The organism is Devosia sp. J20-27, from assembly GCF_055808595.1.
Window position 1 is genome coordinate 879,528 of the sequence record NZ_CM147875.1, and the last position, 13,392, is coordinate 892,919.

At 65.0% G+C, this 13,392-nt stretch carries 16 protein-coding genes; 7 read left to right on the top strand and 9 right to left on the bottom strand.

Features of this window, described 5'->3' with window-relative positions; genetic code table 11:
• Positions 1-37 precede the first annotated feature (37 nt).
• Positions 38-367, bottom strand: a complete 330-nt coding sequence (locus AC0L4C_RS04250; RefSeq protein ID WP_473402297.1) for a DUF4342 domain-containing protein — start codon at positions 365-367, stop codon at positions 38-40.
• 105 nt (positions 368-472) lie between these two features.
• Between AC0L4C_RS04250 and AC0L4C_RS04255 the strand changes: the two genes are divergently transcribed.
• From AC0L4C_RS04255 to AC0L4C_RS04270, 4 genes are all read left to right on the top strand, one after another.
• Entirely contained in the window at positions 473-757 is a 285-nt protein-coding gene (locus tag AC0L4C_RS04255) for a hypothetical protein (RefSeq protein ID WP_473402298.1), read from the top strand.
• Positions 757-1,029 carry a hypothetical protein gene (locus AC0L4C_RS04260; RefSeq protein ID WP_473402300.1) on the top strand — a complete coding sequence of 91 codons (273 nt, stop codon included), beginning with the start codon at positions 757-759 and terminating at the stop codon, positions 1,027-1,029. Before AC0L4C_RS04255 ends, AC0L4C_RS04260 begins: the two co-directional genes overlap by 1 nt.
• An 845-nt stretch (positions 1,030-1,874) precedes the next feature.
• On the top strand, positions 1,875-2,861 hold the full coding sequence (locus AC0L4C_RS04265; protein WP_473402301.1) for an NAD-dependent epimerase/dehydratase family protein: 987 nt from the start codon (positions 1,875-1,877) through the stop codon (positions 2,859-2,861).
• A 94-nt stretch (positions 2,862-2,955) separates the two neighbouring features.
• Positions 2,956-3,297: an ArsR/SmtB family transcription factor gene (locus tag AC0L4C_RS04270; RefSeq protein ID WP_473402302.1), complete on the top strand. Its 342-nt coding sequence runs from the start codon at positions 2,956-2,958 to the stop codon at positions 3,295-3,297.
• A 13-nt stretch (positions 3,298-3,310) separates the two neighbouring features.
• Here the strand turns inward: AC0L4C_RS04270 and AC0L4C_RS04275 are convergent, their stop codons facing one another.
• Positions 3,311-5,053, bottom strand: a complete 1,743-nt coding sequence (locus tag AC0L4C_RS04275; RefSeq protein WP_473402304.1) for a sensor domain-containing diguanylate cyclase — start codon at positions 5,051-5,053, stop codon at positions 3,311-3,313.
• 144 nt (positions 5,054-5,197) lie between these two features.
• Positions 5,198-6,148: a 2-hydroxyacid dehydrogenase gene (locus AC0L4C_RS04280; protein ID WP_473402305.1), complete on the bottom strand. Its 951-nt coding sequence runs from the start codon at positions 6,146-6,148 to the stop codon at positions 5,198-5,200.
• 135 nt (positions 6,149-6,283) lie between these two features.
• Between AC0L4C_RS04280 and AC0L4C_RS04285 the strand changes: the two genes are divergently transcribed.
• The gene (locus AC0L4C_RS04285) at positions 6,284-6,853 is read left to right on the top strand and encodes an SH3 domain-containing protein (RefSeq protein WP_473402306.1); all 570 of its coding nucleotides are present in this window, start codon (positions 6,284-6,286) and stop codon (positions 6,851-6,853) included.
• A gap of 44 nt (positions 6,854-6,897) precedes the next feature.
• On the opposite strand, the gene irrA is transcribed toward AC0L4C_RS04285, so the two are convergent.
• Positions 6,898-7,341 (bottom strand): iron response transcriptional regulator IrrA, encoded by a 444-nt coding sequence (irrA, locus tag AC0L4C_RS04290; protein ID WP_473402307.1) that lies wholly within the window; start codon positions 7,339-7,341, stop codon positions 6,898-6,900.
• Between the two features lie 201 nt (positions 7,342-7,542).
• On the opposite strand from irrA, the gene fabA reads away from it, so the two are divergent.
• Both fabA and fabB read left to right on the top strand, forming a co-directional pair.
• Complete coding sequence (gene fabA, locus AC0L4C_RS04295) at positions 7,543-8,043, top strand: 3-hydroxyacyl-[acyl-carrier-protein] dehydratase FabA (protein WP_473402309.1); 501 nt, start codon at positions 7,543-7,545, stop codon at positions 8,041-8,043.
• A gap of 39 nt (positions 8,044-8,082) precedes the next feature.
• Entirely contained in the window at positions 8,083-9,309 is a 1,227-nt protein-coding gene (fabB, locus tag AC0L4C_RS04300) for a beta-ketoacyl-ACP synthase I (RefSeq protein WP_473402310.1), read from the top strand.
• Here fabB and AC0L4C_RS04305 read toward each other — a convergent pair.
• From AC0L4C_RS04305 to ubiB, 5 genes are all read right to left on the bottom strand, one after another.
• A complete protein-coding gene (locus tag AC0L4C_RS04305; RefSeq protein WP_473402311.1) occupies positions 9,303-10,016 on the bottom strand; it encodes a HesA/MoeB/ThiF family protein in 714 nt (237 codons plus the stop codon). The genes fabB and AC0L4C_RS04305 overlap by 7 nt on opposite strands.
• Positions 10,016-10,738, bottom strand: coding sequence for a DUF2259 domain-containing protein (locus AC0L4C_RS04310; protein ID WP_473402312.1), 723 nt, complete (start codon positions 10,736-10,738; stop codon positions 10,016-10,018). The genes AC0L4C_RS04305 and AC0L4C_RS04310 overlap by 1 nt, the downstream gene beginning before the upstream one ends.
• The gene (gene dut, locus AC0L4C_RS04315; RefSeq protein WP_473402313.1) at positions 10,692-11,150 is read right to left on the bottom strand and encodes a dUTP diphosphatase; all 459 of its coding nucleotides are present in this window, start codon (positions 11,148-11,150) and stop codon (positions 10,692-10,694) included. Before dut ends, AC0L4C_RS04310 begins: the two co-directional genes overlap by 47 nt.
• Before the next feature lie 3 nt (positions 11,151-11,153).
• The gene (locus tag AC0L4C_RS04320) at positions 11,154-11,750 is read right to left on the bottom strand and encodes a hypothetical protein (RefSeq protein WP_473402314.1); all 597 of its coding nucleotides are present in this window, start codon (positions 11,748-11,750) and stop codon (positions 11,154-11,156) included.
• 127 nt (positions 11,751-11,877) lie between these two features.
• On the bottom strand, positions 11,878-13,392 hold the full coding sequence (gene ubiB, locus AC0L4C_RS04325) for a 2-polyprenylphenol 6-hydroxylase (RefSeq protein ID WP_473402316.1): 1,515 nt from the start codon (positions 13,390-13,392) through the stop codon (positions 11,878-11,880).

Genomic DNA, 13,392 nt, shown 5'->3' on the forward strand with positions numbered 1-13,392 from the left:
AGAAAGGCCCGGGAGCAATCCCGGGCCTTTTTTGTGTCTAGATCGCCTGATCGGGCGGCGTCTCGTCCTCGTCATCCTCGCCGGCGGGCGGTTCCTTGCGGACCACCTCGAGTTTGACCCGCGTCACCAGTCCGGCAACGCCGGCAATGATCGCCAGCCACGGCGCCGACAGGGCCACCAGGCCGCCGGCCAGCACGCCGCCGGTCAGCGGGATTGACAGAAACACCTCGTCATCGGCCGACTTGACGTTCAGCTTGTGAACATTGCCCTCGGCGATCAGCCGGTTGATCTCGTTCAGCAACTGCTGGCCGGACACCTCGATCTCCTCGGTAAACGTCTTCCAGCCGCTCTTGTTCTGGTCGCTCATGCAAGTCTCCTTGTCTGGTCCTGATCATTACATGGGAAGTCATGGCCCCATGGTCCAGCGCCAGTTCAACATCAGTTGTGGTCACCGCGCATTGTTGCGCCGCAATTGAGCGCCCATATTCGTGCCATGCGCATCATCCTGGCACTGCTTCTGACCACCCTCTCCCTGCCGGCAGCTTCGGCGGCCTGCCGCAGCCTGCCCGATGGCAAGGACACGGCCTATATCGAGAATCAGGCGGCCCTCGCCCTTTGCCAGCAGCAGGAGATTGCGGCGGGGATCCGGCTGCAGCAGCAGGCCAGCTCGTTCGATTTCGAACTCCAGCACCTGCAGACGCAGATCGACCTCAGCCGGCAGGCCGACCGCGCCCGGCAGGCCATGCCGCAATTCTGATGCATGCCGCCGAAACCGCGCGTGCCCGTCTGGCGCAATGGCCACAGGGCTATTTCACCGCCACCTTCCGCGGTCGCCGCTACGGCGTCTCCAACACCAGACATGTCGGCGGCAGGAGCCTGAAACTCTATGCCGAGGAACTGGGTGGCCCCGACGTCATCAGCCTCAACCTCTACAGCTCCGCCCAGGCCGCCCCGACCCTCCGCCCCTGCGAGATGCCGCTCGAGAAGGTCATGAGCTTCATCGCCGAAGCGATCCTCGAGACGACCTGACGCTCCGATACCGACCAAGCCGCTGTCGCCACGCGAACGGCTGAGGATTCTGGCGACGTCGCACCACTGCCCCACCATTCACACATCTCTCACCCCTCATGGTGAGCCTCCTCATGGTGAGCCTGTCGAACCACGAGGGGCTGCACCGGGGCCCGACCCTGCGGCGCACCCGACCTCGTCCTTCGACAGGCTCAGGATGAGGTCTCTCTGCTAAGGTTGCACATGGTCTACCCCCCACCGCCGTCATCCCGGCGCAGGCCGGGACCCAGTATCCGCCGGCGCCAGCGGCACCCCACCAGCCCCTCCGTCACCCTCCCCCTTGCGGGGAGGGCCGGGGTGGGGGGCGAGAGCCACGATGGGTCATTCATCCCACCGATATCACTCGCGCGCCGACGACACCTCCAAGCCACTGACGCAGCACGATGATCCAGCCCCGTCATAAAACTTGTCCCCGCCGTCACCGCTCGGCGTAATCTCCTCCCATCTCCCCGCGACGGACGGGAAGCGCGACGAACGCTTGCGGAGGGGACTGCCGGGAGGGGGAAGGGAGTCGTCTCACGCCCCTGGGCCAGGCGCACGGAGTTGAAAAGGGGCGGCAAGTCGGGCTCCAGTCTCCCGAAGCGCGGGACAATGCCACAAAACCCGGTTCCCCGAGGCGGCTACCGTCTCGTTATTATCATACCCAGAGACGGCAAGCGCCTCGGGGCCCGATCCAACTTCAGCAACCGGAGGCGACAACGCCGGCCGGGCGACAAGCATGTGTCCGACATTCGGCTGATGGCCGGCCTTTCGGCTTGCGTGTTCAAAAAACCACCCTAGGCTGCCGCGCAAAATGGAGGAAAATCATGTCGCTCAACGTCCTTTTCGTCGGTGGAACCGGCCAGATCTCATTGCCCTGCGTCGAACTGGCGGTTGCCGCCGGTCACAAGGTGTCGGTGTTCAACCGCGGCCAGCGTGATGCCGGACTGCCCGCCGGAGTGACCTCAATTGTCGGCGACATGCAGGACGCGCAGAGCTACGCGCAGCTTGGGCAGCAGAGCTGGGACGTCGTCGCCCAGTTCATGGTGTTCACGCCCGAGCAGATGCAGCGCGACATCGAGACATTCACCGGCAAGACCGGCCAGTACATCTTCATCTCCTCGGCCTCGGTCTACCAGAAGCACCCCTATGCCTACATGACCTCTGAGGCGACCACGCCCGCCATCAATCCCTACTGGCCCTACAGCCAGGCCAAGATCGCCTGCGAGGAGTTGATGAAGGCCTCGGAGCTGCCGTGGACCAATGTGCGCCCCAGCCACACGACGCGCACCGGTCTGCCCACCATGCTCAATGAAGGTGACAGCGTTGCCCTGCGCATGCTGGCCGGCAAGCCGGTGATCGTGGCCGGCGACGGCACGGCGATCTGGACCGTCACCCGGTCCGAGGATTTCGCCAAGCCCTTCGTCAAGCTCTTCGGCAACCAGGCTGCGCTCAAGGAAGACTTCCACATCACCGGCGATGTCGGCTTCACCTGGGACGCCATCTACATGTCGATCGCCAAGGCCCTCGGGGTTGAGGCCAATATCTGCCACGTCCCCACCGATACACTGATCCGCTACAAGCCGGACTGGATCGGCCCGCTGCTCGGCGACAAGACCTGGACCACGCTGTTCGACAATTCCAAGATCAAGCGCGTCGCCGGCGACTTCACCTGCGAGACCGACCTCGACAAGATCCTCTCGCAGTCGGTGGGCTTCCTCAAGCAGCGCCTCGACGCCAAGGCGCCCGTCAACCAGGACCTCGATCCGCTGATCGACCGCATCACATCCGAGCAGGCGGCCCTCGGCGCCTGATCAGTTACGGATTTGCCGGGTCAGGGTGTGGCATCCTGTCCCGGCTCCTCTCCCGGGCCCTTGACAGAATTGCCGCGGCTCCTGACTTAAGGACATGCTTAACCAACAGTCGCCCGCTTCGCTCGATCTGATGTTCCAGGCGCTGGCCGATCCGACGCGCCGCACCATGGTCGATCGCCTGAGCCAGGGGCCGGCATCGGTCAGTGAACTGGCGAGCCCCTTCGACATGTCGCTGCCGGCGGTCGTGCAGCACCTGCAGGTGCTCGAGAATGCGGGACTCGTCCGCACGCAGAAGCTGGGCCGCGTCCGCACCTGCACACTCGACACCGGCGCCCTCAGCGCTGCCGAGCAATGGATCAATGACCGCCGCCTCGCCTGGCAGCAGCGACTCGACCGGCTCGGCGAATTCCTGGAAAGCACGGACACGTCCGACTGATGCCGACCACGGCCTATTCTGCCGCGGCCAGCGTCATGACCTCGGCACTGGCGGCATCACCCACCTGTCGCTCGGTCTCGGAGCGATGGCTGCGGATCGGTGCTTTCCACACCTGGTTGCGGCCGTTCTGCTTGGCCTTGTAGAGCGCCGCATCCGCCGCCGCCAGCAGATCGGTAATGCCGCCCGAGGTGCTGGGGATCGAGGCGACGCCAAACGACGCCGAAATCGCCGCACCATGCGTCTGGCCGAGCGCCTCGATGCGGCCGCGCAGCAGCTCGGCCTTGTCGGCCGCCCGCTCGACATTGCAGTCGGGCAGGATCACCACGATCTCCTCGCCGCCATAGCGGCAGACGACATCGGTCTCGCGCAACGACGACACGATCGCGTGCGCCGCATCGCGCAGCACCTGATCGCCAAAGCCGTGGCCGCGTTCGTCGTTCAGCCGCTTGAAATGGTCGAGATCGACCATCACCAGCGACACCTCCCGGTCCTCCCGGTCCGCCAGCCGGACGAAGCGCTGCAGCGTGTCCTCCATGAAGCGGCGATTGTAGAGCCCGGTCAGCGGATCGCGCAGCGCCTGGTTCCGCAGCTTTTCCCGCAACGCCATATTGGCCAGCGCCAGGCTCATGCCGTCGGCCAGCGCACAGCCGAGTTCGGCCACCGTGCCCAGCCGTTCTTCGGCGCGCGCGCCATCGGCATAGAGCTGCAGCAGGCCGACAATCTCGCCCCGGGCAATCATCGGGATTTCCAGCAGCGCCTCGTCTGCCTGGTGATGCTCGCAGCAGAGCTTGTCGCCATCGGCACGATTGAGATGCGGCTTGCCGCGTTTGAGCGCCCAGCATGCGGCCGGACTGATCGTCTCGGGCTGGGCGTCGTCGTCGCGCCCCCATGCCGTCGACAGCACCAGCCGGTCCCGCGAATTGTTGAAGACATAGAGGGCGCCCGAAAACCCGGGCACCAGTTCCGCTGCCGTGGCCTTGAGCACCGCATTGGCATCGCCGTGATCGGCGGCGCTCTGCAGCACGTCGGCCATCTCGAAGAGCCGCGCCACCTGCTCGCGCGACGAATCGGCGGACGCCGCCGCGGCAACGCGTGCCTCGGCATCGGTGGCGCTGGCGCGGAATGCATAGATCAGCGCCGCGATGGCCAGGATCCCGCCGCCCACCTGCAGCAGCAGCACGACCAGCGTGCCGATGGTGATGTCGCGTTCATGCGCCGCGATCCTGTCATTGTTGCCTTCGATCAGCGCCTCCACCGCATCGCCGACGCTGCTCACCAGCGGCCCGGTGCTGCGCGAGCTCAGCAGGCTGCCGGCTTCGGTGCCACGCCCGGCGGCCGTCAGATCGATGGCCCTTGTCCAGATCGCCAGCAGCGCGTCGATGGTGTCCGCTGTCGTCCGCGCCACCTGGCCGTCGCCCAGCGGCACTGCCGTCAACCGGTCCAGCGTCGTCCCGCGCCAGGCCTTCATGGTGTCGACCGAACGGAAATAGGCCGACAGGTCGCCGCCGTCGGCGAGTACATGGCGATGCACCTCGGCGTCGGCCTGCGTCAGCGCCTGATGCACGGCCCGCATCTCTTCACTCGATTGCCGCAGCGATATCAACGCCTGCTGCTGCGCCGTGACATGCGTAAACCCGACAATGGCGTTCGCCATCATGGCGAACACCAGGATGATGATCGTCAGCGACAGCAGGCGTGTCCGGACGCTCAGCGTTGGCAGGATGCGCTCGGTCAAGGTCGTGGCGATCGTTGTCATGGCGTGAAGTTGTCCGCCCTCAGAACAGAGCGTTCATTATGCCAGCCACGGCACTGCTTTTGGCGGCAATGCCCAATCGCCCTTACCGGGGAGTGAAACGGGATGGTTAGGTCAGGCTCTCGAAAAACCCTGCAATTGCGCCGATCAGGCGAGGCGCGACGAGCGTCCCTCGGGCAGCACGCGGTGCGGCGGCTGGTGACCGTCGACCCAGGCGCGGATATTGACGATCACTGTCTCGCCCATCTCGACGCGCGCCTCCAGCGTCGCCGAGGCCATGTGGGCGGTCAGCACCACCTTGTGCACCCGCGCCAGCTGCAGCAGACGCTCGGAAATGCCATGCCGGTTCTCGAAGACATCGAGCGCCGCCCCCGACAGCTGTCCGCTTTCGATGCAGGACACCAGCGCATCCTCATCGATGAGTTCGGGCCGGGAGACATTGACCACGAAGGCGTCGCGACGCATCCGGCCGAGGCGCTCCGCGTTGAGGATGTGAAAGGTATCCCGGGTGTGCGGCATATGCAGCGAAACGATATCGACTTCACTGATCATCGCGTCCAGCGATGGCCAGTAGGTGGCCTCGAGCTTTTCCTCGACGGCCGGCGGCCGCCGGTTGCGCGAGTAATAGTGGATCTGCAGGCCGAAGGTCCTGGCGCGGCTGGCGACTGCTGTCCCGATCCGTCCCATGCCGACAATGCCCAGCGCCTTGCCGCGCAGCCGGCGGCCCAGCATCCAGGTGGGCGACCAGCCCGGCCAGGTGCCATCGCGCGGCAGCACTCCGGCGCCTTCCACCAGCCGGCGCGGCAGCGCCAGCATCAGCATCATCGCCATGTCCGCCGTGTCTTCGGTAAGGACGCTGGGGGTATTGGTCACCGTCACGCCACGCCCGTAAGCCGCGTCGATGTCGATATTGTCGAAGCCGTTGCCGAACTGGGCAATCAGCTTGACGCTGTCGGGCAGGCGGTGGATCAGGTCCGCATCGAGCCGGTCGGTGATCGAGGATACCAGCACGTCCTGGCCGGCGAGCTGGTCGACCAGGTCATTGGCCGACAGCGGCGCGTCCGTGGGATTGAACCGGGCATCAAAAAGCGTCGCCATACGCGCCTCGACTTGCGCGGGCAGGCGTCGTGTCACAAGGATTTTCGGCTTTCCAACCGACAAGCCGTTTCCCTTTCAGTGCCCATTAAGGTCTGTGCCCTAGTGATAGGTAAAATAGCTTCGCTCTGCAAAGCCATGTTTGGACCAGTACCCTTTTCGATCACCTCAAAAACGCTTCGCACGCTGCTTTGCGCCCTCGCTCTGGGCGCTGTCGGCCTGCCTGAAATGCCGGTCGTGGCGGCCGAAGGACCCAGTGGCCTGCCGCTGCCCCGATTCGCCACCACGCGCTCCACGCCGATCAATGTCCGCATCGGGCCCGGCACCAAGTATGGGGTCGCCTGGGTGTACGTGAAATCCGGCACACCGGTGGAAATCGTCCAGGAATTCGACACCTGGCGCAAGATCCGCGACGTCGACGGATCCGAGGGCTGGATTCATCAGAACCTGCTGTCGGGCAAACGCGCCGGCGTGGTCGAACCACCAGCCGGCGAAAGCCAGGTCATCCTCCTGGCCAACCGCCAAAACGATAGTGACGTCCGCGCCTATCTCGGCTCAGGCTATCGCGTCGACATCTCGAAATGCGACGGCTCATGGTGCGAAGTGAGCGCCACCTATGCCCCGACCGAGACCAGCCATGCCAGCATTTCGGGCTTTGTGCCGCAAGACAGGCTCTGGGGCGTCTACCAGAACGAAGAGTTCGACTGAACCGGCTGCGACGCTCTCAGGGCACGTTGGGGTACCCGGCGGCTTCAGCGTGCGCGCTTGACCCGTACCACAACGTCCACGTGGGTGATGCTGGTGCCCTTGGGGGGCTCGGGCAGGTTCTGGATGACGATGGCCGACGAGGGAATGTCGATCACCCGCTGCTCGTCCTCGAGATAGAAGTGGTGATGGTCGGATGTGTCGGTGTCGAAATACGACCGGGACGCATCCACCGCGACTTCGCGCAACAGGCCGGCCTCGCGGAACTGGTGCAGGCTGTTGTAGATTGTTGCCAGCGACACATTGACCCGCGACTGCAGGGCTTCATCGTGCAACTGCTCGGCACTCACATGCCGGTGCTGGCCACCGAACAGCAGTTCGGCGAGCGCCACGCGCTGCCGTGTCGGTCGCAATCCAGCCATGCGCAATACCGCCGTAAGGCAGGGTTTGCGGGACGGAAGCGGGCGGCTGACAAGACTGCGATCGGTCATATCGGTCCAGTTACGCGGGAAATACACCGCGATCTTATATCTTTGAGGGGTCTGTCATACAAGCGTTGCACCCCGGGCGGGCTGACGCAGGCAATGGCCGATGCCGACGAAAGGAGCGGGGATGCCGCTCTTAAGCCATATTGACCCCTATACCCGCCCCCTCTACTAACGGACTTAATCAATTCAACTGGGGCCTGGTATATGGCGGATCGCCAGAACGCTTATGGTTATGACGATCTCATTCGCAGCGGGAAGGGCGAACTGTTCGGCCCGGGCTACGCTCAGCTGCCGGCGCCGCCGATGCTGATGTTCGATCGCATCACCCATATCGACGACACGGGCGGCGAGCATGGCAAAGGCCAGGTCCGCGCCGAGCTCAAGGTCAATCCGGAGCTGTGGTTCTTCAAGTGCCACTTCATCGGCGACCCGGTCATGCCGGGCTGCCTCGGGCTCGATGCCCTCTGGCAGATGCTGGGATTTTTCCTGTGCTGGGGCGGTTCGCCGGGCAAGGGACGCGCCCTGGGTGGAGAGGTGAAGTTCTCCGGTCAGGTCACCGATGACGTGCAGCTGGTTGAGTATGGAATAGATCTGCGTCGCGTCATGCGTTCCAAGCTGGCGCTGGGCATCGCCGATGGCTGGGTCAAGGCCGACGGCAAGGTCATCTATGAAGCCAAGGACCTCCGGGTCGGCCTTTTCACCTAAACCGACCGGGCGAGAAGTCGGGTTCAAAGGAGTCTTGCAGTGAGGCGAGTCGTCGTCACGGGTATGGGCATCGTGTCCTCAATCGGCAACAACATTGCCGAGGTGCTGGACAGCCTGCGCGCCGCTACACCTGGAATCGTGTTTGCCAAGGACTATGCGGACCTTGGCTTCCGCTGCCATGTTCACGGCGCTCCCAAGCTCGACCCGTTCGAGGTTCTGGATCGTCGTACCACCCGCTTCATGGGCAAGGGCGCCGCCTGGAACTACATCGCCATGCAGGAAGCGATTGCGCAGTCCGGCCTCGAAGAGTCCGACATCCAGAATCCGCGCACCGGCATCATCATGGGCTCGGGTGGTCCGTCGACGCGTACCGTCGTCGAGGCCGCCGACATCACCCGCGAAAAGGGTCCCAAGCGTATCGGGCCGCTGGCCGTGCCCAAGGCCATGAGCTCGACGGCCTCGGCCACGCTGGCGACGCCATTCGGCATCAAGGGCGTCAACTACACCATCAGTTCCGCCTGCGCGACCTCCAAGCACTGCATCGGCAACGCCTACGAGCAGATCCAGATGGGCAAGCAGGACATCGTCTTTGCCGGTGGCCACGAGGATCTCGACTGGACGCTGTCGAACCTGTTCGACGCCATGGGCGCCATGTCCACCGACTTCAACGAAACGCCGTCAGTTGCTTCTCGCGCCTATGACGTGGCGCGCGACGGCTTTGTCATTGCCGGTGGTGCCGGCGTCCTCGTGCTCGAGGAGTTCGAGCATGCCAAGGCCCGCGGCGCCAAGATCCTGGCCGAACTGGTCGGCTATGGCGCGACGTCCGACGGGTACGACATGGTCGCCCCCTCCGGCGAGGGCGCCGAGCGCTGCATGCGTCTGGCCCTCGAGACGGTCAAGGGCAAGGTCGACTATCTCAATCCGCACGCCACTTCGACCCCGGTGGGCGACGCGCGCGAGATGGATGCCATCCGCGCCGTCTTCGGCACCGGCGACAAGGCGCCACCGATGTCGGCGACCAAGTCGCTCACCGGTCATTCGCTCGGTGCCACCGGCGTGCAGGAATCGATCTACTGCATCCTGATGATGCAGAACCGCTTCATGTGCGAGAGCGCCAATATCGAGACGCTCGATCCGGCGTTCGAGGACATGCCGATCCTCCTGCAGCGCCGCGACAATGTCGATATCGGCATTGCCCTCTCGAACTCCTTCGGCTTCGGCGGCACCAATGCCACGCTGGTCTTCCAGCACCCGGATGTTCAGTAGGCCAGTTCGGTAAAGCGTGCTGCCCGGCCGTCATAGAGCAGCAGGCGTCCGATCAGCGGTTCGCCCAGTCCGACAATCAGCTTGATGGCCTCCATGGCCATCAGCGTGCCGATCACCCCGGTGACGGCACCGAGCACCCCCACCACCTCGCACGCCGGCAGATCGTCGGCGTCCGGGTCCTGCGGATAGAGGTCGGCAAACTGCGGGCCGCCCGGTGCGAACACCGTCACCTGCCCGTCGAACATCGATACCGCACCCGATACCAGCGGCTTGCCGGCTGCCCGGCAGGCATCGGCCACGAGCTTGCGGGTCGGAAAATTGTCAGTGCCGTCAACCACCAAGTCGTAATCACCGACCAGGCTGCCGGCTGCATCCGCATCGAGACGGCGTTCATGCGGCACGATCTCGACAAAGGGGTTGAGTGCCGCAGCAAAATTCTGCGCCGACGTGACCTTGGGTGTGCCCTGTCCGGCACTGGTGTGAATGATCTGCCGCTGCAGGTTGGAGAGGCCGACAGTATCGTCGTCGACCACGCCGATGGTGCCCAGGCCGGCCGCTGTCAGATAGGCGATGACCGGGCTGCCCAGCCCGCCGGCGCCGACCACCAGGACACGGGCTGCCTTCAGCTTCTGCTGGCCGTCGCCGCCGATGCCCTTGAGCACGACGTGACGGGCGTAGCGGCGGCTCTCTTCGGGCGACAGTGCCATCAGTTACCGAGCGGCACGGCGAGGAAACGCCGGTCGGGCCCCTCGAAGCCGAACGGATAATAGGCGATGATGGCCACATCCATGCCCGGATTGCTGTTGAAGTCGGCCGGGCTGATCACAGCGTAGACCCGGTAGTCCATCGCACAGCCGCGCGATTTCGGCAGTGTGCCGCTGTCGCGCATGATCTCTTCGCCATCCAGCCGCAGCACCATCCCCTTGGTTAAATCATCGATGATGGCGCAATCGGCATTGGAGGGCAGGTCGATGACTTCCAGATCCAGCAGGTGCTCATCGATCACGGCCGACAGGCCATAGCCGGGCCGGCCATAGCGCAGCCCGTAGGCCGCCGCATCCGGTTCGCCGTCGCCGTTCATGGCGATGATCGATGCCGGGTAGGAAATCTTGTATTCCTTCAGCCGCCCGGCGACTTCGTCGGCGGCCAGCTGCCGCAGCTCTTCGATGGAGACGCTCTCGTCATTGTGCCGGACGCGTACCGGTGTGCCGATCGCCCATTTGTCGGCCGGCAGATCCACAATGTAGGTGGTCGAGAAGGGAAACCCCGACCCGTCCTGCACGCCGAACTCCTCGAAGGCGAAGTAGCGCCCGTCGTCGGAATAGCCCAGCGGATTGAACTGCGCCCGGTCGCCGGCCAGCGCCGGAGCGGCGAGCAGCAGGCTAGCGCCCAGTAGAACCGTGACCCTTGTCGCCGCGTGCCGTGTCATCGAGCGTCTCCAGTTCCAGGAAGGATACAGCCGTCACCGACGCCACAACCATTTGCGCGATACGGTCGCCACGGCGCACCGTGAACGGTTCGTGTCCGTGATTGATGAGCATCACCTTGATCTCACCCCGATAGTCGGCGTCCACCGTGCCGGGCGCGTTGAGCACCGTGACGCCATGCTTGGCGGCGAGGCCCGAGCGCGGCCGGATCTGCGCCTCATAGCCTTCCGGCAGGGCGATCGCCAGCCCGGTCGGCACCAGCGAACTGTGCCCCGGAGCAATCTCGAGCAGGTCATCGGGGCTGAGCGCGGCCGGGAGATCCACTCCCGCCGCGCCGGCCGTTTGTTGCCGCGGGACGTCGAGCCCCTTGCCGTGCTCGAGCCAGCGAAAGCCGATGCTGACCCGTTCGGTCATGGCTCAGTTCACCTTGACGGTGGCGAACAGCTCGTCAGGCAGCTTGGCCGTGCCGTTGATCAGGTCGAGGAACGGGATCACGATTTCGGCGCTGTTGCCCGACCTGGTCATGTTGGTGTCGAGGATTTCCTTGCCCTTGACGCGAATGGTGATGGCGCGGCCCTCGAAGAACTGCTGCATCATGGCCTTGGTCTCTTCGTCCTGGCCATCGCCGGCGACTTCGTTCTTCATGTCGGCGGTCGAGAACGACACCTTCACTACGCCCGGCGACACCACTTCGAACTTGGCGCCGTCATCCCCGCTTTCGGCGCCCTTCAGCGCCGCAAACTCGCCTTCCGTGACCAGTGTGCAAGTGGCTGAGCCATCTGCGTTTTCGACGAGGCTCGCGCCCTCTTCGCGGCAGAAGCCGTCGCTCGAGTCGTCGCTCTTGGCGCTGGCCTTGACCATCGAATAGATGTCGGCGCCCATGACGGAGGTGGTGGTGGCTTTGCCGGTGGTTTCGGACTGGACGTCGATTTCCATGGTGACGTCCATGCAGCCGGCGAGGCCGGCAGCCAGCAGGACGACGCCGGCAAGCCGGCTCAACAGTTTGAAAGTCATATGAATTCTCCCATTGCGGTGCCCCACCGCTTTGCCCTTGCACCGCAATCTATGGGGAGGTCCCGGAGACGGCAAGCGCGTCCTGCCTCGGTACGGCCGTGTTGATGAACGATACCTGAACGGGTTTTCAGGCGAGAATGCGCCACAGCAGCAGCACGCCGACCAGCGCCAGCAGCCAGATCCACCACATCGACCGCGGCCGCTTGCGCTCGGCGTGAAAATCGTCGAGTGCCGCCTCCGCCTTGTCGAGAATGGCGGGCAGCCGGCCGAGCGCCGTGGCGCCGCGCCGCAGGTGTTCGCCAAGATCCTCCAGCCGGCCCAGCGGCCCGGCCTCGCGACGGACGAACGCGCCCACCACCGGCTCGCTGACGGTCCAGATGTCGAGTTCGGGATCGAGGGCCCGCGACACGCCTTCGACCAGCACCATGGATTTTTGCAGCAGCACCAGCTCGGGGCGGGTCTGCATCTCGAACAGCTCGGTGGTGGCAAAGAGCTGGCCGAGCACCCTGGCCATGGAGATATCGCGCGCCGTGCGGCCCTGCAGCGGTTCGCCGATGGAGCGCAGTGCCAGCGCGAAATCGTCGACCGACTGGTGCCGCGGCACATAGCCGATATCGAAATGCCGCTGCGCGATCATCCGGTAGTTGCGGGTGATGAAGCCATAGAGGATTTCGGCGAGGAAGCGCCGCTCGGCCCGGGTGATGCGCCCCATGATGCCGAAATCGACGGCGATGATGTCGCCCGTTTTCGGATCGGCAAAGAGATTGCCCGGATGCATGTCGGCATGGAAGAAGCCGTCGCGGATGGCGTGCCGCAGAAAACTCTGCAGCAGCTTGCGCGCCAGCTCCTTGCGATCGAGCCCGGCGGCATCGAGCGCCGCATGGTCGCGGATCGGGATGCCGTCGACCCAGGTGGTGGTCAGCACGGTTTCGGCGGTGTGATCCCAGCTGACATCGGGAACCACAAAGCCCTCGTCCCCGGCGGTGTTCTGCTTGAACTCGGAGATCGAGGCCGCTTCCAGCCGCAGGTCGAGTTCGAGCCGGGCGGAGCGATCGAGCGTGCGCACCACATCGGTCGGGCGCAGGCGACGCAGGCGCGGCGCCAGCCGCTCGGCCAGCAGCGCCCCGGCATAATAGCTTTCGATATCGTCACGGAAGCGCTGCTTGACCCCGGGCCGCAGGATTTTGACCGCGACCTGGCGCCGGCCGTTGGCATCGTCGAGCACGGCCTTGTGCACCTGGGCGATGGAGGCGGCGGCGATGGGCGCCGAGAGCTCCTTGAGATCGGCGGCGCGCTCCTGCAGCGCCTCGACCAGCAGGCCCGGCACAATGGCCGGATCGAAGGCATCCATGCGGTCCTGCAGCCCGGAAAGCTCTGCCGCCACCTCGATGCCGACGACGTCGGGGCGGGTGGCGAGGCTCTGGCCGAGTTTGACATAGGTCGGCCCGAGCGTGTTGAGCGCCCGCGTCAGCCGCTCCAATTTGCCGGTGCGCTTGACCGCCGGACGTTCGAACAGCCGGCCGATGGCCACACCGGCGCGCAGCGACGGGGGCAGTGCGGCATTGTCGGCAATCGAGAAGGCGCCTTCGCGGGCCAGCACGTAGCCGGCGCGGGCAAGGCGGAAATAGGCCCCCAGTCCCAT